17 protein-coding genes and 1 tRNA gene are annotated in these 18879 nt (G+C 45.5%); 9 read left to right on the plus strand and 9 right to left on the minus strand.

Translation table 11 applies throughout. The features are described from left to right. Window positions 1-267: 267 nt before the first annotated feature. Window positions 268-813, minus strand: a complete 546-nt coding sequence (locus QUB64_RS10390; RefSeq protein WP_333265534.1) for a hypothetical protein — start codon at window positions 811-813, stop codon at window positions 268-270. A 69-nt stretch (window positions 814-882) separates the two neighbouring features. On the opposite strand from QUB64_RS10390, the gene QUB64_RS10395 reads away from it, so the two are divergent. Then, window positions 883-2289, plus strand: a complete 1407-nt coding sequence (locus QUB64_RS10395) for an S-layer homology domain-containing protein (RefSeq protein WP_333265531.1) — start codon at window positions 883-885, stop codon at window positions 2287-2289. 438 nt (window positions 2290-2727) lie between these two features. Next, the gene (locus QUB64_RS10400; RefSeq protein ID WP_333265529.1) at window positions 2728-3762 is read left to right on the plus strand and encodes a histidine kinase; all 1035 of its coding nucleotides are present in this window, start codon (window positions 2728-2730) and stop codon (window positions 3760-3762) included. A gap of 76 nt (window positions 3763-3838) precedes the next feature. Here the strand turns inward: QUB64_RS10400 and QUB64_RS10405 are convergent, their stop codons facing one another. Then, the gene (locus QUB64_RS10405; protein WP_333265527.1) at window positions 3839-4585 is read right to left on the minus strand and encodes an FkbM family methyltransferase; all 747 of its coding nucleotides are present in this window, start codon (window positions 4583-4585) and stop codon (window positions 3839-3841) included. Between the two features lie 527 nt (window positions 4586-5112). Here QUB64_RS10405 and QUB64_RS10410 point away from each other — a divergent pair. From QUB64_RS10410 to QUB64_RS10420, 3 genes are all read left to right on the plus strand, one after another. After that, entirely contained in the window at window positions 5113-6159 is a 1047-nt protein-coding gene (locus QUB64_RS10410; protein WP_333265525.1) for a M42 family metallopeptidase, read from the plus strand. 91 nt (window positions 6160-6250) lie between these two features. After that, a tRNA-Glu gene (locus tag QUB64_RS10415) sits at window positions 6251-6323 on the plus strand. Between the two features lie 345 nt (window positions 6324-6668). Beyond that, window positions 6669-8000, plus strand: a complete 1332-nt coding sequence (locus tag QUB64_RS10420; protein WP_333265523.1) for a serine/threonine-protein kinase — start codon at window positions 6669-6671, stop codon at window positions 7998-8000. A 485-nt stretch (window positions 8001-8485) separates the two neighbouring features. On the opposite strand, the gene QUB64_RS10425 is transcribed toward QUB64_RS10420, so the two are convergent. Genes QUB64_RS10425 through QUB64_RS10435 form a run of 3 tightly spaced genes read right to left on the minus strand, consistent with a single transcriptional unit; the run spans window position 8486 to window position 9657 of the window. Beyond that, the gene (locus QUB64_RS10425) at window positions 8486-8887 is read right to left on the minus strand and encodes an HNH endonuclease (RefSeq protein WP_333265521.1); all 402 of its coding nucleotides are present in this window, start codon (window positions 8885-8887) and stop codon (window positions 8486-8488) included. Beyond that, on the minus strand, window positions 8887-9399 hold the full coding sequence (locus QUB64_RS10430; protein ID WP_333265519.1) for a hypothetical protein: 513 nt from the start codon (window positions 9397-9399) through the stop codon (window positions 8887-8889). The genes QUB64_RS10425 and QUB64_RS10430 overlap by 1 nt, the downstream gene beginning before the upstream one ends. Window positions 9400-9438: 39 nt before the next feature. Then, complete coding sequence (locus tag QUB64_RS10435; protein WP_333265517.1) at window positions 9439-9657, minus strand: hypothetical protein; 219 nt, start codon at window positions 9655-9657, stop codon at window positions 9439-9441. Between the two features lie 147 nt (window positions 9658-9804). Here QUB64_RS10435 and QUB64_RS10440 point away from each other — a divergent pair, with 147 nt between their 5' ends. Next, window positions 9805-10077: a DUF433 domain-containing protein gene (locus QUB64_RS10440; RefSeq protein ID WP_333265515.1), complete on the plus strand. Its 273-nt coding sequence runs from the start codon at window positions 9805-9807 to the stop codon at window positions 10075-10077. A 74-nt stretch (window positions 10078-10151) separates the two neighbouring features. On the opposite strand, the gene QUB64_RS10445 is transcribed toward QUB64_RS10440, so the two are convergent. The 3 genes from QUB64_RS10445 to QUB64_RS10455 form a co-directional block, all read right to left on the minus strand. Further along, the gene (locus QUB64_RS10445) at window positions 10152-11831 is read right to left on the minus strand and encodes an ABC1 kinase family protein (RefSeq protein WP_333265946.1); all 1680 of its coding nucleotides are present in this window, start codon (window positions 11829-11831) and stop codon (window positions 10152-10154) included. Window positions 11832-12269: 438 nt separating this feature from the next. Next, window positions 12270-14489 (minus strand): sensor histidine kinase, encoded by a 2220-nt coding sequence (locus QUB64_RS10450; RefSeq protein WP_333265513.1) that lies wholly within the window; start codon window positions 14487-14489, stop codon window positions 12270-12272. Between the two features lie 528 nt (window positions 14490-15017). Next, complete coding sequence (locus QUB64_RS10455; protein WP_333265511.1) at window positions 15018-15884, minus strand: hypothetical protein; 867 nt, start codon at window positions 15882-15884, stop codon at window positions 15018-15020. 148 nt (window positions 15885-16032) lie between these two features. Here QUB64_RS10455 and QUB64_RS32955 point away from each other — a divergent pair, with 148 nt between their 5' ends. From QUB64_RS32955 to QUB64_RS10465, 3 genes are all read left to right on the plus strand, one after another. After that, window positions 16033-16122, plus strand: coding sequence for a helix-turn-helix domain-containing protein (locus tag QUB64_RS32955; protein WP_442921648.1), 90 nt, complete (start codon window positions 16033-16035; stop codon window positions 16120-16122). After that, window positions 16123-17217: an RNA-guided endonuclease InsQ/TnpB family protein gene (locus QUB64_RS10460; protein ID WP_442921645.1), complete on the plus strand. Its 1095-nt coding sequence runs from the start codon at window positions 16123-16125 to the stop codon at window positions 17215-17217. A 155-nt stretch (window positions 17218-17372) separates the two neighbouring features. Beyond that, the gene (locus tag QUB64_RS10465) at window positions 17373-17921 is read left to right on the plus strand and encodes a LeuD/DmdB family oxidoreductase small subunit (RefSeq protein ID WP_333265510.1); all 549 of its coding nucleotides are present in this window, start codon (window positions 17373-17375) and stop codon (window positions 17919-17921) included. A gap of 424 nt (window positions 17922-18345) precedes the next feature. Here QUB64_RS10465 and QUB64_RS10470 read toward each other — a convergent pair whose 3' ends face one another. Next, window positions 18346-18768: an NUDIX hydrolase gene (locus QUB64_RS10470; protein ID WP_442921649.1), complete on the minus strand. Its 423-nt coding sequence runs from the start codon at window positions 18766-18768 to the stop codon at window positions 18346-18348. Between the last annotated feature and the right edge of the window lie 111 nt (window positions 18769-18879).

The following is an 18879-nucleotide window of genomic DNA, read 5'->3' on the forward strand; positions in this document are numbered from 1 at the left end:
GACTGATGACTAATGACTGATGACTAATGACTGATGACTAATGACTGATGACTAATGACTGATGACTAATGACTGATGACTAATGACTGATCGCTAATGACTGATGACTAATGACTAATCGCTAATGACTGATCGCTAATCACTAATGACTAATCACTAATGACTGATCGCTAATCACTAATGACTAATCACTGATCGCTAATGACTAATCGCTAATGACTGATCGCTAATGACTGATCGCTGACATCCGTTGCCGAACTTCCTTCTTCAATACAAACGAAAAGAGTCGAGAAATTTTTGAGCATTTTCTGGTTCTGGAGTAGTGACAACCAGCCCGTAAACGCGCGTTTCCACCAAAAAAACTTGACCTACACCTACAGGTTCCTTGGCGGAAAGCGGCTGAAACTCAAACTCTTTTCCCGGATATCCGCCCAGGGAAATATCCCGCACTTGGAGCAATTTTGCATTTGCCCCCACGACAAAAAAATCAACTGCATTATTTAAAGTAATTTTGATATTCTTGTTGCTGATCCGAAAATCTAGGTCAAAGTATTGAAGTAAATAAGTTTCTTTATTTTTTAAGATCGATCTGTATGTATGAGTGGTAATTTGAGTTGAAAAAGTTTCAGTATTAATTTTGGGAGTTCCTGGCATATCGATCGCAAACTGACCCATCGCCGAGCAAAATGGCTGCCACTCCGGCTGAGGAAGTGGCGCCCGCAGGGGGGCTGCTTCAGCTTTTTCGGGACTGGCAAACTTGAGGGCCGAGACAAGTAATGTAGCAGTAACTAGGATTATATGCAATAATTTCATTTGATTAAAAAATATATTTGTCCGATCGATCTGCGCTAGCCTAGAAATATATCCGCAAACGAGGGATTTATGCTGAATACTATATTTACTCAACGGCAACGCAACTCGATCGGGCGATCGCCAGCTAAAACCAGTAAAACCAATAAAACCAATATACTCGCTGCTGTAAATACTTGGCTAGCTGTGTGTCTGCTGGCTGCTGTCACAGCTTGCGCAAACAGCCCCAACAGCAAGGCACTCGAACAATCCGTAGCAGCCGATCCGAAATTACAACAAAATCCAGCAGTTTTTTCTTACCCGCCACCAGCAACAGCAGTTGAAACAAACTCTACAGCCAAACTCCCGGACGATTTCCCCAAAGAGATTCCACTCTATCCTAATGCTCAGTTAATCGAAGTTGGTGCGCCAACCGATGCGCCGTCAAAAAACGTGCGGCTGCGCTGGGAAAGCACAGATCCGGTTAATTCGGTTCAGAACTTTTATCAATTAGAGTTTGGGCGCCGCAACTGGAAAATAGTCAGCCTCCCAACCGCAGACGGACAAGGTGCTTTAGTCGCAACCCGAGATAAATTGCAGGTAACAGTGTCGCTTTCTCCGACTCAGAAAGTAGGGGGATCCACAGAATTTGCGATCGACTACAGCAAAGACAGCCCAGAAATTGCAGCCAGTCCCCAACCTAACAACTCCGAGTCTAGCCCATCTCCAACCGCTTCACCGACTCCATCAAATTCAGAGGGAAGCACTCCAACCCCATCCGCTTCGCCAAAATCAGCAAAAGTTAGCCAACTAGACACCAAAATTCCTCAACAGTTGCAGCAGTATGTGGCAGATTTGGCTCAGTTGGAAGTGCTGAAAGTGCGAGCGAAAAAAAATGCTAACTTAGAAACAGGCAGCACTTTACCCGAACCCAACAAAATAATCACTCGCCGCGAATACGCCCGCTGGTTAGTAGCAGCAAACAATCAAATTTATGCCAGCCGTCAAGCCAAACAAATTAGATTAGCAGTAGACTCTAGCGAACCAGCCTTTTCTGACATACCCAAAACAGACCCAGATTTTTCAGCAATTCAAGGTTTAGCAGAAGCGGGTTTAATTCAGAGTTCACTTTCAGGAGAAACGAAAGATGTGAAATTTCGCCCGGATGCACCTTTAACCCGCGAAACAATGATTCTCTGGAAAGTACCATTAGATACTCGTCAAGTTTTACCCACAGCAAACATTGAGGGAGTGAAAGAAAAGTGGGGTTTTCAAGATGCTTCTAAGATTGATTCCCAGGCGTCGCGGGCAATTTTAGCTGATTTCAACAATGGAGACTTGGCGAATATTCGCCGGGTTTTTGGTTTTACAACTCTGTTTCAGCCCAAGAAATCCGTGACTCGCGCCGAAGCTGCTGCAAGTTTGTGGTATTTTGGCATACAAGATCAGGGATTGTCGGCTAAAGATGCTCTGCAAGCCAAGTCTCAACCAGCCCAGTAGAGTTGTTTAGGATGATTAAAAGTTTTAAACAAAGCCTCAACTTAAACAAAAAAGGTTCGATCGTTCGGACTTCAGTCCTTCTTTTGCTGAGGACTGAAGTCCGAACGATCGAACCTGTTAGATTACGATCCTGACTCTGGTAGAAAAGTCTCGCTTCTTTAATTTCTCTGCCCGAGTCACCGTCACAAATCCTTGCAAACGCCATAAATCATACATCGGCCTCTCTGTGCGCGGTGCGCGCGCTACGGGATAGATTTTTTCTATTACTCTTGCTTAGTCTTAATTTCTGTATCCTGCCAGACAAGCGCTGCATTTGGCTGGCAAACTTTGTACATATTTTAACTAGCACTTGGAAAAACTCTCAGTAGGATTCCGGATGGGGTAACGGACTTAAGGATAAATGAAAAAGAGTGTTTGAGTCTGGGAGAGCGTTTTTCAATGTACGATATTACCCTATTTACCCCGCAAGACATCGCGAAATGCAGTTTAGTCCTGCGCCAGTTCGGTAGAAATGCTGCTAGTATGGAAGCCAGCAGCCAGAAAATTGTCAAGTATATTTACCAACATTTTTGCGATTCGCAAACCGGAGAAAATACCTGTGTTTTAGTGCGTTTGTTCAAAACTCATCCCTACGGGGAACTAGAAGACTCCTTGCAACAATCCGCCCGCCGCTTGATGAACGGAAATTCCCCCGCCCCCGACATGAAATGCTGGACTCTGCTAGCAGCAGCCGGCCCAGAACCCCATTGGAATTCTCGGCACACAGCAGCAGAAAATACAGCTATTCCGTTAGTTAGCGCCGAATTAGTAGCTAAAAACCCGGCGATTTCCGAAATAATCCGGCACTTCGGTTTAGACATTCCTACAGTCCTCGGAACCGAGCGAGAAAGATTCCTGCAATTAGAACCCGCACCATTAAATATTTTTCACGTATCAGAGGCAAAAGGCAGCCCCTTTATTCCCGAACAAGATTCCTTAATTATCCCCTACCAAGTTAAGTCGGTCTTGGGATTTGGGGGACTTCTGCGGTCAGGAAGTTTGTTTGCTGTAGTCATTTTCCTGAAAGTAAAAATTCCCCCAAGCACGGCCCAAATGTTTAAACATTTGGCACTTAGTGTCAAAACATCCCTGTCTTTATCCGACGAAAAAGTTGTTTTTGATTCCTCAAATAAATCGGAAATTATTGTGAATTATCACAATATTTATGAAACTCAATTACTGGAATATCAAATTTCTAATTTGATTCAATTACTGGATTTTTCGGAACAGGAAATCCTCAGGCAAGCAGCTCGTTTTCAACGGACAATTGACAAGTTGCAGCGCGAACTTGCCGCTAGAAAAAACAAGGAACAAGCTTTGCAAGCAAGTCAAGAAGCATTCACAGGCATCCTCAATATTCCCGAAGAGCCTATTGTTCGTGTCGATGAAAATCAAGGAATGCACAGTTTTAATCAAGGGGAAGAACTGATTTAATCGAAGCTATGTTATTGGTTAGTAGTGAGGACTTCAGTCCTCAAGAAAAGAAGGACTGAAGTCCTCACTACTAACCTTATTTAGGGTAGGGGGTTCGGGATGCTAATATCGAGCCGTACCATTTATCTATTGGCATTTGCTTTCTGACCCGAAAGCCTAAGTTTTCAATAACTTGTCGGGTTTCGGCGTGAGTGTGACCAGACCACAAGTGATATTCTAAAGACAGGTTTTGCACCAGTTTCCAAGAATCTCGGTCTTCAAATAACAGCCATTCTGCACCTTCGCAGTCTACTTTGGCTAAATCGACGCTGCCGCCAATGCGATCGATCGCCCTTTTCAACGATACCATCGGTACATCGCCGTTTTCGCTGACAGTCGATCGCGTTTTTCCCGAGACTTCCCGAATATCCAGAACTACTTTACCATCTCGGTCTCCCAAAGCTTCCATAAAATACGTAAATTTTGCGATTTCAGATTGATGTTTGAGGTAAATTTCCAAGTTGGGATTAGCTTCGTAGGCGTGAATCACCGCCTGGGGAAACCTGTTCCTCGCAGCAATTGGAAATAACCCGACATTGGCTCCAATATCAATAATTGTCCTCAGCGATTGGGATAATTGCTCGACTCCGTAGCAGTCGTCTAAAAGCACTTCTATAAATTCTCCATCCATACCTTTCTCTGAAGGCACATTTACTTGATGGCGCTTTCCTTGTACAAGCAAATTATCTGGCAATTGAAAGCTAGCAACTCTGTTGAATTTTATGCCTAACTTTTTGGCTCTAATTTGGCGCTGCATCAGTTGCTGAAGTTTATGGAAAAGCATAGGAATAAGTTGAGTATATTTTCATTTTTATGATAACAATATTTCGGACTATAGATGTAGGGGCGAGAAACCGGGTTTCTCCGAATTTTAGGTTGGGTGACGAGAAATATCGCAAGAAACCCGGTTTCTGAGATCGGCGCGCAAAGTATTTGTAGGGTGCGTCGCCCTGAAAATTTCCTAAATTTAATCGATTTTTCTAGGGCGACGCACCTCATATACAAGTTCCCGTCAAAATAAGCCCCAAAATTTCTTTGTTTTCTCAACTATTTTGTAAGGTGCGTCGCTAGGAAATAGTCGCTCTTTTTTGAGGGATTTTCAAGGGCGACTACTAATATGGTATGAGTTGGGGAAAAAGGTGCGTCGCTAGGAAATAGTCGCTCTTTTTTGAGGGATTTTCAAGGGCGACGCACCCTACTAATATGGTATGAGTTTGGGAAATCTGGTTCACTTCAGAAAAGAGGATTGCTAGACAGAATAAATCTGCTTTAATATATGTCAAAATACGCTCCCAAACGCCGGAATCAAAAATGTTAGAGTTCGATCGCCTGTTCCACACAATCGCAGAATTAGTCATGCTGCATTCCCCCAGCGGTGCGGAGTCGGAAATTAACCAGCGGTTGATAGAAAAGTTCGCCGCCCTGGGAGTGAATGCTTGGATCGATCGCGCTGACAATGCGATCGCCCTAATTCCCGGGCGCAATCGAGAAAAGTCGATCGCCATTACCGCCCACAAAGACGAAATTGGCGCCTTAGTTAAAACAATAGGCGATCGCGGCCGCGTCGAAGTCCGCAGGTTGGGCGGCGCGTTTCCTTGGGTTTACGGCGAAGGCGTGGTCGATTTGTTGGGCGACAAGCAAACAATTAGTGGCATTCTCAGCTTCGGGAGTCGCCACGTTTCTCACGAATCTCCTCAAAAAGCTCAGCAGGAAGATGCTGCTGTCAAGTGGGAAAATGCCTGGATCGAAACCAAGTGTACTACCGAGGAATTAGCCGAGGCCGGAATTCGGCCGGGTACGCGGATGGTGGTTGGAAAGCACCGCAAACAGCCCCTGCGCTTGAAAGATTGGATCGCGAGCTACACCCTGGACAACAAGGCTTCTGTCGCGATTTTGCTGGCTCTGGCGGAATATTTGACAGAGCCTGCGGTGAATGTTTATTTGGTGGCGTCGGCGAAGGAGGAGGTTGGGGCGATCGGAGCTTTGTATTTCACGCAGCGCCAGCCGTTGGACGCGCTGATTGCTTTGGAAATTTGCCCGATCGCGCCGGAATACCCGATCGCAGATGGCGAAAACCCGGTGTTGCTGGTTCAGGACGGCTACGGAGTCTACGATGAAGGATTGAACGGCCAATTAGGCGCAGCAGCCGCAGCAGTCGATGTAGAGGTGCAGTTGGCGGTGATTAGCGGTTTTGGGAGCGATGCTTCGATCGCCATGAAGTTCGGCCATGTCGCCCGCGCCGCTTGTTTGGCTTTCCCGACGCAGAATACCCACGGGTATGAAATTGCTCACTTGGGGGCGATCGGCAATTGCGCCGCCATCCTCAAAGCCTACTGCGAGCAACTTTCGGACGACTAGAAAAAAAACTTTCGCAAAGTAGTTGACAAATTCAGAAAGATTAGTTAAGGTAATAAAGGTGCGGAACACAAGCAAACGCAACGCAAAACGCGCCCCCATCGTCTAGAGGCCTAGGACACATCCCTTTCACGGATGCGACGGGGATTCGAATTCCCCTGGGGGTATTGAAAATTTAACTCCGATATCAAATTGATATCTAGCAAAAAGGGTGGGCAATATGCTCGCCCTTCTTGCTTAGGAATTACGCACGGGCGATCGGAAACCGGGTTTTTGGGGAGAATACTTCGTTGAAACTCGCAAATTCGGTAAAAAACCCGGTTTCTTTTCTTTAGTTTCGGGATCAGAAACCGGGTTTTTTCCGAAATACTTCGTTGTCACCGACAAATTCGGTAAAAACCCGGTTTCTTTGTCGGAGTCGGTAAATCCTGTTATTGCTTCCTGTTCGTTGCTTTTTAGAAGCGAGACAGTTTATCATAATTAGCAATTAGAAAGAATTTAAGCAACCTGCCATGCTGTGGACGCCCGGACAAATCCTCAAAACTCGCCCCTACCGCATCGACACCATCCTCGGAATGGGGGGATTTGGCATGACTTACAAAGCCACACACTTGCAACTTAACTATCAAGTTGTTCTCAAAACGCCGAATCTGAGTTTGCAAAATGACCCGGAATACGCAAACTTTGTCCGCAGATTTATCCGCGAAGGGCAAATCTTAGCCAAATTTTGCCAAAACGCGCATCCTGGAATTGTCCGCATTAGCGATTTGTTTGAGGAAGCAGGCCTTCACTGTTTGGTAATGGATTTAATAGTCGGGCAAAGTTTATGGGATACAGTACAGCAGCAACAGGGGCGACTCCCGGATACAGAAGCAGTGGCAATTATCCGCCAAATTGGAGAAGCATTAAGTGATGTTCACCAAGCAGGAATTGTCCATCGAGATGCCCATCCAGGTAATATTATGTTGCGTCCGAACGGGCAAGCAGTATTAATTGATTTTGGTCTTGCAAGTGAATTAATGCCAACTATTATTAGCAGCAAACATCCTCATAACCCTGCTTTTGCTCCTTGGGAACAGCATATCGAAGGTAGTGGCAAACCAACGGTTGATATTTATGCTTTGGCTGCATCTTTATATTATGCGGTAACGGGAAAAGTGCCAACAGCTTCCCTCAATCGGCATTTTAGAAATGAAGCATTGCCACCTGCGAAAGATTTTGGGGTGCAAGATTGGGTGAGTTTAGCAATAGAAAAAGGGATGGCATCCGAACCGCAAAAGCGGCCGCAGTCGATGAAAGATTGGTTGAGTTATCTGCGGGAACCGATTCCGTCAACGGTTGCCGGTGTTTCGGTGCAGCTTAAATCAGCGATGGGTGTTGACTATACTCATCTGCGGGATTTATTGGCGGCGGGGAAGTGGAAAGAGGCGGATGGGGAAACAAGAAAGGTAATGTTAAAAGCTGCTAGACGGGAGAAGGAAGGCTGGTTCGATACGGACTCGATCGATAATTTTCCTTGCGATGATTTACGGACGATCGACCAATTGTGGGTAAAATACAGTCAGGGTCACTTTGGCTTTAGCGTCCAGAAAAAAATCTGGTTGGAAGTAGGCGGTAAAGTTGATTATGAGACTGAATGCAAGCTGGGCGATCGTATTAGTTGGCGAAAAGGAGGCAGTTGGTTGAGCAACGGCAGTTGGTTGAGCAACAGTGACATAACCTATAATAAACAAGCACCTAAAGGCCACCTCCCGTGGTTTAAAACGCAATGGTTTGGTTTTTGGGCTAATGAGTTATGGGTGTGTTCTTCTCTCGCATCAAGAGCTGTAAGCTGTAATCTATAGCGATTTGGGCCCCTTGTCAAGTCTTTTTTTGAGAACCTTTTTCTACGAAGTTATCGGCTTTTGGTCATGTCATTACCTGCTACGCGGGGGTTTACTCTTCAAACAACAGACTCGCGAAATTCGGGTGATAGCAATTGGCCAACACAAACTATTTGGGGCTCAGAAACCGGGTTTTTTAGGAAATATTTGGTTGTAGCCAGCAGATTCGGTAAAAACCCGGTTTCTTTGGTGAGTGCGTAAGTCCTAATCAACTCTAAATTCGAAAAACCTGGAGGACTTACGCATGAGATGAGAAACCGGGTTTTTGACAAAAATACTTCGGTTTTACCCGCCGATTCGGCCAAAAACCCGGTTTCTTTCTTTAGTCGCAGCGCGTCGAAAATATTAATAATTTATGCTATACTTAAAATCTAATTTTTTACCCCAGATTCACCTATGCCAACTTTAACTGATGTTGGCACTTTGATTACCCGCGATCCGCAAAGCTAGGGAAATAAACCTAAACGAATCCATAATTGTCGCGCTATTAACTGTGCTTGAGAATTCATTCCCAAAGCTGTAACTGTTACTCTACCTACTGGTGTTATTCCTGCGATCGCACCTGACTCAGCTTGCACTTGAAAATTCTCTTCCCACCTATTTTCTCTTGGGTGAAACAGGGAAACTTCTGTATTAGATGTAGAATCAATTCCGCTTGTATTAGTTCCTTTCCGCAGATTGCAAGAGCGACAAGCTAATGCTAAGTTTGAAATCTCATCATTACCGCCTCGATCAAGTGGAACAATATGTTCGATCTCAAAAGGAAAGTTAAATACGATTTCAGGTGCGCGGCAATATTCGCAACGATGAGCAGCGCGATCTGCTACTAAATTGTAGTTAGGATTCATCAGCTCGATTGTTGTACGAGAACTTCTGTCCGAATAGTAGCAGCTTTAAGTTCAGCTTCGACAAGACTTTCTAATTCCGCTTGTTGTTGGGGAGAAAGAGTTTGTCCTCGATCGCGCGCTGTACGCCACAAATTCATTAATTCTGATAATCTTTTTTGTTGTTGGATAGTAAATAACTCATCAGGATTAAACCTTTGAATGACTATTAATGCGCTGAAGTCCGTTTCGCCTAACAAAGAAGTCAAAGCATCTAAAGCTTGACCCGCAGTTTGACCGACAGATTGTCGATCGCCCGCAATAGCGCGATAGGATTTCTCACCGTTGGTATTAAGTACAGGCAGGATAGCTACCGTAGTCATATCTGATTGCAAGTTAGTTACTAATTTAGTATAACCTGATTCCCTACAATTATAGCTAAGTTTATCGATCGTAGCTCGATCGCCCGCTCTCAATGATTTGCAATTGCAGTTAAAAACGCCTAAAGTAGTTAGAGCGATGCTATTGAAATCCATTTTTTTTTCGACGATCATCACCATGATTAAAAGACACCATTACATCTCCTTATTTTCCGGAAAAATGGTGGCCGCGTATTGCAAAGAAAATGTCGTGATATCGAGTTTATCTTCTTCAGTCCAAGTCTCGCTTTCATCGACAACCGATAGATTTTGCTGCACCAAATCGTTGAGAATAAGAGTTGCCAAGCGCAGTCTATCCTTTGGTGAAAGGGTAGAAAGAACGCGATCGTAAACTTCTAGAACAGTAGTTGACATAGCAAATCCTCCTGCTGCTTATCTTGTGGAATACTTAGGGCAGGTTGATTTGATTATAGCTTAAAAAATTAATAAATTTATGCTATACTTGAATTCAAATTTTTAAGCCCAGATTCACCTAGGCCAACTTTAACTGATATTGGCACTTTGATTACCCGCGAGCCACACCTTCGGAATGGCATCCCTATTATTGCAGATACTGCTACATCGGTGCAGCGAATCGCAGTCTTATACAAACAAGGTAATTGTGCTGAGGAAATAGCAGCGGATCAGGATCATCTCACTTTAGCGCAGGTTTATGCTGCACTGACTTATTATCACGCAAATCGACCAGAAATAGAAGCAGATTTAGCGGCCCAACAAGCAGAATATGAACGTTTGGCAGCATTAAATCTGCTAAAAATGCAGGAGAAAGCATGAGCGAAATTCGTCTTTACTTTAGTTTTTTAAATGAGGACTAAAGTCCTCACTACGAACTTTATTCCCAAGTATATTTATTTTTCGGCTATTCGATCGAGCTTTTCCCTCACCAACAAATCTAGCAAAGCACGCAGCACAAACAAGCCAGCGCATCCCGACACACCAAAAGCTACGATCGCCCCCGTTTGATATCCGCCCACCAGCAGCACCGCACCCGTTAGCGCCCCAAAACCCGCCACACAGGCAAAAATCAGAGTTTTCAGAGCTAAATTTATGCGTTTCAGGGCGCGATCGCTCTCGATGTTACGGACACGAATTTGCAACTCCCCATCTTCAATCCGCTGCTCCAAGCGTTTGAGGAAAACTTGCGATTTGCTCGGCTGCTGCAACTTGTAGGTGATGAAACTTCGCGCTTGCAGAGCCAATTCTCCGATCGCATTTTTCCGTCCTTTACTCACCGCAATGGTTTTGACAAAAGGTTGAGCGCATGATAAGAAATTGTAGTGAGGATCGAGTGTTCTGGCAATGCCGTCGAGAGTCGTCAGCGACTTGACAATAAACATCATTTGTGCAGGCAAGCGAAACGGTTGTTGCTCGAACATGATATACAGTTCGTTCTTGATTTCATTGAAAGCTTGAAAGTCGATCGGCTTATCAATAAACTTATCCAGCAGAAAAGCAATCAGCCGGCGCACCGGCATCATATCCGGCATCGGCTCCACTAAGCCGATCGTAATTAAAGTATCGAGTACCTGATCCGTATCCTTTCTGAGCACAGCAAAAAAAGTCTTGACCATTTCGTCTTTAGCCAGAGACTTAACCTCTGCCATCATCCCAAAATCGTAAAAAATCAAGCTGCCATCTTCTGTCACCGCTAAATTTCCAGGATGCGGGTCAGCTTGAAAAAAACCGTCAATTAGCAACTGCTTCAAGTAACAGGAAATTCCGAGTTGATTGAGCTTTGTAATATCTACTCCAATCGCCTCTAAACTAATGCGATCGTCCACCTTAATCCCGGGAACGTATTCTAGAGTCAGCACTTTTTTAGTCGTGTATTGCCAGTAGACTTTCGGGATAATAATCTGAGGATATTCCTGAAAATTATGGCTGAAGCGGTCGGAATTTTTGCCTTCTTGTACGTAGTCAATCTCTTGATATAAAATCTTAAAAAACTCGTGATAAAGAGATTCTAGGTCGTACTTGCGCGTCCCAGGCAAATAGCGATCGCACAAACGCATTACTTGGCGCACCGCCTTCACATCCAAATCGAATAACCTTTCCAAACCCGGACGCTGCACCTTCACAATCACATCTTCCCCGGTGTGCAGCCTCGCTTTGTGCACCTGTCCCAGACTCGCCGCAGCGATCGGCAATGGGTCAAAATCGCGGTACAAAGCGTAAATATCTTTGCCTAACTCAGATTCTACAAGGGCGATCGCCTCTTCGGAACTAAACTCAGGAACCCGATCCTGCAACTGTTCCAACTCCTTCACGTACTCCAGCGGCAGCAAATCCGCGCGAGTCGAGAGAGACTGCCCGATTTTAATAAAAGTCGGGCCCAAATCCAGCAAAGTATTGACCAACCAATGGGCGCGAATTCTTCTAGTATGAGCAGAGTTATCTTGCAGCAGTCCATCCCACCACAAAAAAAACATAAACTTTGCCGTCGCAGCAAAAACGTCTATTTGTCGTGCCAGCGGCGAATATTTAGAACGTTGCCAACGCAGGAGTTTCGGTGCAGCTTTTGTTAGCATAATATTCACGATCTATTTCCATGCAGTACGACTATTTTCAGGGCAAATCCAGGAGAAATCAACCTGCTTTGATGTACAATAATACTGCGTTGCAGGTCTTTGAAAAAGTTAATAAAACCTGGTTTCTTTGATCGAAACTGCATAATTAAGCTAATCCAGTTATACAACCATAGTTAAGTGTTAAGTTCGTAGTCAGGAATTTATTCCTGATTAATTCATCAAGAGAGGACTAAAGTCCTCACTACAAACAGGTGCTAATTACGGGCAAATAACCGGACATCATATAAGTCCTGAGGAGTATCGGCAATTTATACGGGCAACCAGACAAACAAATCAAAAAGGAGGATTTGGTAGCGTTTGTCACATTTCCAAATCTCCCTATCAAGGCAAGTCTTCGCCCGTTCGCTGCCAATTAAGGGCCGCTTCTCAACCAAACTATTATTCTAGATTAGAGAGTTTCGCTGGCAATTGCGGCAAAGTCAGAGTAAAAGATGTGCGCCACAACTCGTCAGCTTCAGAACTTTCTGCCGGACAGCTAGACACATCAATAGTACCATTCAAGTGCTCTACTAAACACTTTACCAGCGCCAGACCTAAACCGGTACCGGGAATAGCTTGGTCAGTCATGCCAGTGCCGCGGCGGAACTTGTCAAAGATGTGGGGTAAATCAGCAGCAGAAATGCCGCGCCCGACATTAGAGACGCTCAAGACAATGCAGTCGCCCGCCTCAGACGCCTCCAAAACCACCGCCGTTCCCGAAGCCGAGTATTTTCCAGCATTTGTCAGCAGTTCCAGCAGCACCCGCTTGAGAATGTCGGGTTCGGTTTCCAAGGAAGGCGCAAGCTTCGGCAAATTTACCTTGATAGTCAATCCCCGATCCGCCCACTTTTGCTCAAAATCCCCAGCTAAATCTTCTATTAAACGCTTGAGATCGATTTTGATTAGAGAAATAGGGACTTGCTGAGGCTCAAACTGCTTGAGGGCCAGCAAATCGTTAACCAGAGCGGTTTCCTTAGAACACTGCTGATCTAGAATGTCGAGATACTTAGCCCGACTCGCTGACGGCTGTTCAGCTTGTTTGAGCATCAGAATCGCCAGCTTCATGATTGTTAAAGGGGTTCGCAACTCGTGACTCAGAGTGCTGAGAAACTCGTCTTTAATCAGCTTCAAGTTGCGCAGTTGCTCTAGTTGATGGGCAGATTGTTCGTACAGTTTTCCCTGCACGTCGATACTTTGCTCCAACTGAGCGGTTCTTTCTGAAACTAGGGTTTGTGTTTCCTTGAGCGTCTGGATTTGGATAATTGCCCTGCTCGCTTTAGCGGCGACTAATTGCACAACTTCCAATTCTTCTGAACTCCAAGGACGGGGTTCGGAGTGCTGCAAAACCAAGAACCCCAAGACGGTTTCGTCTCCGTTGGCGCCCGTCAGGGGAACCAGCATCAGGCCGCGAATTCCTTGGAGTTTCAAGATTTCTGTGGCGCCCTCTTGTTCCTTGCCGATTAATTCCCCTGCGTCACCGCAGGCGATGGGTTTGGGTGCGCTGTGGAATGCTTTCTCGAACAAGCTAGATTCCGACATCCAAAAAGAAGGGAAATGATTTGATTTTGAGTTGGGGATTTTGGATTTGGAATTAGCAGTTTTCTCCTTGTTTTTTGTTTTGGCACTCGTGCTTTGTTTGCCCCCATCGCTTGGTGCTATTGTCTGTTTGTTTGCATCTTTTTTGACAGCGTATTCGCAAACTAATTCGACTTTTTCTTTGGGCGTTTGATTGGGCGATCGAGTTTTAAATAGAGGAGCTGTATATTTCAACAGCAGGATTTGACCTCTATCTACTTGCAGGGTATTGACGGTATTTTCAATAACTCGTTGCAAAATTAGATCGACTTCTGAACTCGTGTCGATCGCTGCGGCAACTGACCCCAGGAGATTTTTGTATTTAGCTTGTCGCTGTAACTGTTCGTTTAAGCTAGCAATTTCTTGAGTTTTTTGAATGTGAGAAATCGCGATGCCGATCGCATCCGATGCTGCTTCTAGGCACTGCCGATCGGCTGCCGACCACTCGTGAGGTTGCGACTTACCAACCATCATTATGCCATCGATCGCCCCTCCAAATCGCGCAGGCCCTGCCAAAATTGCCCGCCAAGGCAGCGGTGTCACTGGGGAATTGGGCGATGAAGCTGCCCCACTCTCCAGATAGTCTGATATCGCCACTATCTCGCCGTCTGCTAGCACCTTTGCCAAGACGGGATGTTCGAGTGATATGCTAGGCGATTCTAATCTTGTGGTTTGGGAGAGTTCGGCTGTTGCAGTTAAATCCGTTCCGGCATTGGCAGCATTTGCGTCGGTTCGACTTTCCCACAAGCCATGGGGAATTGTTACTTGCTGGTCTTTGACAGCAGCAACTACACAGCAGTCTGCCCCCAAGACCGCCCCCAAAGTATTGGCTATTTGTGGCAGGATTTCTCGATCGATTTTGGTCGCGAGAATTTGGTAAATTTGCCGCCCTACCTGGGCAGGATCGACCTGGTACTGCATAAGACGATCCAGAAATTTTTGGACTGATACTGGTTCTGCGATTTGTGGTAGATGCAAAGTGCAAGACTCTGACGGCGATCGGTCGATCGGAGTAAAATCTTGATTTCCCTGGTAATCGATCATGGCAACGAAGCCTTTATTTTAATGAGGTTTGAGCCGGCTCGCGCTGCAAATATATAACCTATCGATCGCAGTCCGCTTGACTGCGATCAGCCTGCTTTCTGTGTTTGCGCAGCCCGTCGGCGGGTAACTAAATCTGTGAAAAATATACCCAGATCTGACCGAGTTCTATTTGGCTGTTTTCTACCCTTCAATCTGTACGGGATGAACTTTACATCCTTTACCCGATGAGGATAAATCCAATTCCCACTAATTTTGACCGTTATTAGTATGAAGCTTTTCTAGAGACCGCTTGGTGACACCCCTCTCCTGACTCTGTGATGTTTCCTATTTAAGTTTGTGATCCTGGTAAATTTTTATTGTGATACAAATCAGGCTATCGTGTGACGGCGATCGCAAAAATTAAAAATCAAACAATCCTCACTCATCACCGAGCTGAGAGTTTCGGAGTTTTTGCTCAAAAACTCATCGAACGCAACTCAATGAGACGCGCTTGCTAGTTCTATTGTTAAATTTATCTGACTTCCCTGCTTACTTATTTTGTGCTTCCAGTTGCGCTCGATCGCTATTTTGGCGGTAAAGTGCCGTCCGGTTGACAGCAGTGGTGTAGCGGGGATGATTCGGGGGCACGGCGGCCATCAAATCCGAAGCTTGCTGCCACTTAGTCGCTACTACTAACCAATTTTCGCGAGATTGAGCGGTTTTGCCCTCGGTGGCTGCTTGCTGGGCCACTCGCACAGCTTGTGCAAAAGAATCAACAGCAGAATTAGCAGTCTGCTGAGAAATTTTCACAGCAGGTGTGGCCGGATTCGCAGTGGTAACTGCTTGGGTGGTGGCTTGTGTGCTGTTTGAGACTGGGGAATTGAGTCCTTTGTAGATGGCGGCCACCGCAGCAAGCAACAGCACCGTCAAGCTGAGGCCGCCGACGATCCCCCGCTGAAATTGCCGCGGTTGCTGCATCGAGCGAGGTGCAGCGATTCTCGGCAAAGCCCGCTTGCTTTCAGCTTGGCGTTCGTGATGGGAAAGGGCCAAACGCTTGAACAAATTCGGCTTTCTGAGTTTAATTTCTTGCGACCACAGCAATTGATTCTCCGGATCGCGGCTAATTTCTTCCAGCCACAGCAGTTGATGTTCTCGCACCAGCCGACTGTTGATGTTGACTCGGCGAATGTTGCGGGGCGAGAGGCCCTCCAAAATTTCTCGGATGCGATCGACCAAACTAGACTGTTCGAGCAGTTGGGGTGTTGCAGCTTCGCACAGCAGTTGCAGCACCCCTGAAGCAAACACGGCTCTAGCTCTGACACCTACCTGTGCCAGTTGGTCGTTAAGGATTTGAATAATCGATGCAACCGAGCCCTCGCGAGCTTGTCGAGCAATGTCATCTATTGGATTCGCCATAAAAATATCTTGACGCTTAGCAATCTGTTAATTTTTAACCCAAAGTTTTGGATCTAATTTTTACTCATCGAAAAACTGGGTAGAAACCCCGTCCTTCTAAGACGGATTTATATGAGGATTTTAACACGATCGCAAAATAGATGCTAAAATTTTACGCAGGGAAAAAGCCTTTAGTTACCGATTTTACCCAACCCCAGAACAAGAGTCGCTGTTGCGGCGCACTTTGGGCTGCGTCTGATTGGTTTACAATAAAGCTCTCCATGAAAGAACCCAAGGCTGGCACGAAAGACAGGAGAGGATTGGATACAGTCAAACATCCGACCTGCTGACCCAATGGAAAAAACAAGCTGATTTGGATTTTCTCAACGAGGTCAGTTGTGTACCATTGCAACAAGGATTGAGACACCTTCAAACTGCTTTTACTAATTTCTTTTCATGTAGGGCAAAATACCCCAATTTCAAGAATAAAAGAAATGGCGGTAGTGCTGAATTTACTAAGTCGGCATTTAAGTTTAGAGACAGAAATATTTATCTGGCGAAAAGTCTTGAACCGTTGGATATTCGATGGTCGAGACAACTGCCAAAAGGATGTGAACCTAGTAGTGTAACTGTGAGATTGCATCCCTCTGGACGTTGGCATATTTCCATTCGTTTTGACGCTCCAACAATCAAACCCTTGCCAGTTAACGAAAATGCGATCGGGATTGATTTAGGAGCAACCAGCTTGATTGCTACCAGTAACGGCGATCGAGTGGCTAACCAGAAGCAATTCAAGAAGCATTATCAGCGATTGAAAAAAGCTCAAAAAAATCTGTCTCGCAAACAGAATGGTTCTAAAAAAAGAGAAAAAGCAAGGGTTAAGCTTGCTAGAATTCACCTGAAAATCTCGGATTCTCGTCAGGATTTATTGCAGAAGTTGACGACTCGTTTGGTACGCGAAAATCAAAGGATTGCTGTTGAGTCGTTGGCAGTTAAGAATCTGGTGAGAAACCACAAACTAGCTTTGGCTATTTATGAGAGTGGCTGGAATGAGTTCGTTCGACAATTGGACTACAAATGCAGATGGTACGGGCGGAACCTGGTCAAGATCGATCGATCTTTCCCTAGTTCCAAGCGTTGCAGTCAATGCGGACATATTGTCGCAAAAATGCCTTTGAATATTCGCTATTGGCAATGTCCTAGTTGTGGTTGTGACCACGATCGAGATGTCAATGCGAGTAAGAATATTTTGACCGCTGGACTAGCGGTGGAGCGTCTGTGGAGCGACTGTAAGACCCGATCGCGAGTAAATCTGTTAAGGCGGGTGCACGAGAAGCAGAAACCTAAATCGTGAGGTTTGGGAATCTTCGCCGTTCTACGGTCGGGGAGGATGTCAAACAGGTTATCACTGACATTCGCAGGTTAAAATGAACAGGTGCAAATCTTGCATACCGATCGCAGTTAAAATGATCACCACAGAATCGAGCTATCGCCAACAGGAAATAAACTATGGGTAAAGTAATTAGCGGTCAAATTTTTGTTCTAGATGACAACATCGATACAGATCAAATTATCCCAGCCGAATACCTGACCTTGGTTCCCTCGAAGCCGGACGAGTACGAGAAACTAGGCAGTTATGCGATGATTGGGTTGCCCGATCGCTACGGCAAGTTTATCGAGCCCGGCGAAACCAAAACTCGGTATCCGATTATCATTGCGGGCGAAAATTTTGGCTGCGGTTCTTCGCGGGAGCACGCTCCGATCGCTCTGGGGGCAGCCGGCGTCACAGCGGTGGTAGCCTTGTCTTACGCGCGCATCTTCTTTCGCAATTGCTCGGCTACTGGCGAATTGTACCCGATCGAATCAGTCGATCGACTCTGCGACTTATTTGTCACAGGCCAAGAAGTGACGATCGACTTTGCGGGCGATCGAATTATCAACCACACTCAAAACCTAACTTACTCCCTCAAGCCTTTAGGAGATGTCGGGCCAGTGATTGATGCCGGAGGGCTGTTTGCCTACGCACGCCAAACGGGAATGATTGCTGCTCGCTCTTAACCCCTAAAACCTGAAATGTAGGGTGTTCTTCGGCGCACCTTACAAATATCACTCAGAAAACATTTAGCCCGCAGCACACCCTCAACTAACTTATTCACCCTAACGGAGAATTAGTTATCGCCCAGTTAATTTTATTTTATTGACTATAAAAAAAACGCCTTTTTTTTTAGGGTCGAGTCCTTGACTTTGACCATTTTTTGAAGTACAATCAAATAATGGGAATATTGGCAAAATTAAATTTAATGTCACCACTCCCATTCTCTAAAATATACCCCAAAAGTCTCTAAAAAGCAATAGGTAATAGTTCCTTTTTTTAGAGCGAATTTTTTAACAAGATTGGCAGAAACCCGGTTCCTTCAAAAATACTTCGCTCCGAGCATCTCAGTTTGGCTTTTGTACAAGTCCGAGCCGGAGATGTAGCATCTCAAATTGACTCGATAAAACTCAATAAAATCCGCTGGTGAGGACTGCCGAAAGGTCGCACATCTCTAGAATTATGAGAATAGCATTTACCAGCCCTAATATCCTGGGCTGTCAACAACTGCATATCCCAACCCTCATGCAAAACTAAATCCTTGAAATCCGCACTAAGTTGTGAGTGAAAAACGTGGCGAACCACATCTCCTTCGACATCGCGACAGAAAAAAGAGGCACTTGCAGGAGCCCAGCCAATTTCCTCTACTAATTCCCGCAGCAAAGCAACTTCCGCAGTTTCTCCCGGTTCCAAGTGTCCGCCAAACAAAGCCCAATGTCCGGGATATCTGATATTAGGAACATCGTCCCGCAGTTGGCAGAGAAACTTGCCGTCTTGGTATAAAATTGCGATCGCCACGTGAATTTGAGTCATAAATAAGAAGGAAGTAGTCATTCGTCATTCGTCAGTAGTCCGGCCGTCATTCGTCAGTAGTCCGGCCGTCCTGCCGTCATCAGGAAGAAGGAAGAAGGAAGAAGTTGTGGT

Source organism: Microcoleus sp. Aus8_D2, from assembly GCF_036702665.1.
In the GTDB taxonomy this organism is placed as follows: domain Bacteria; phylum Cyanobacteriota; class Cyanobacteriia; order Cyanobacteriales; family Microcoleaceae; genus Microcoleus.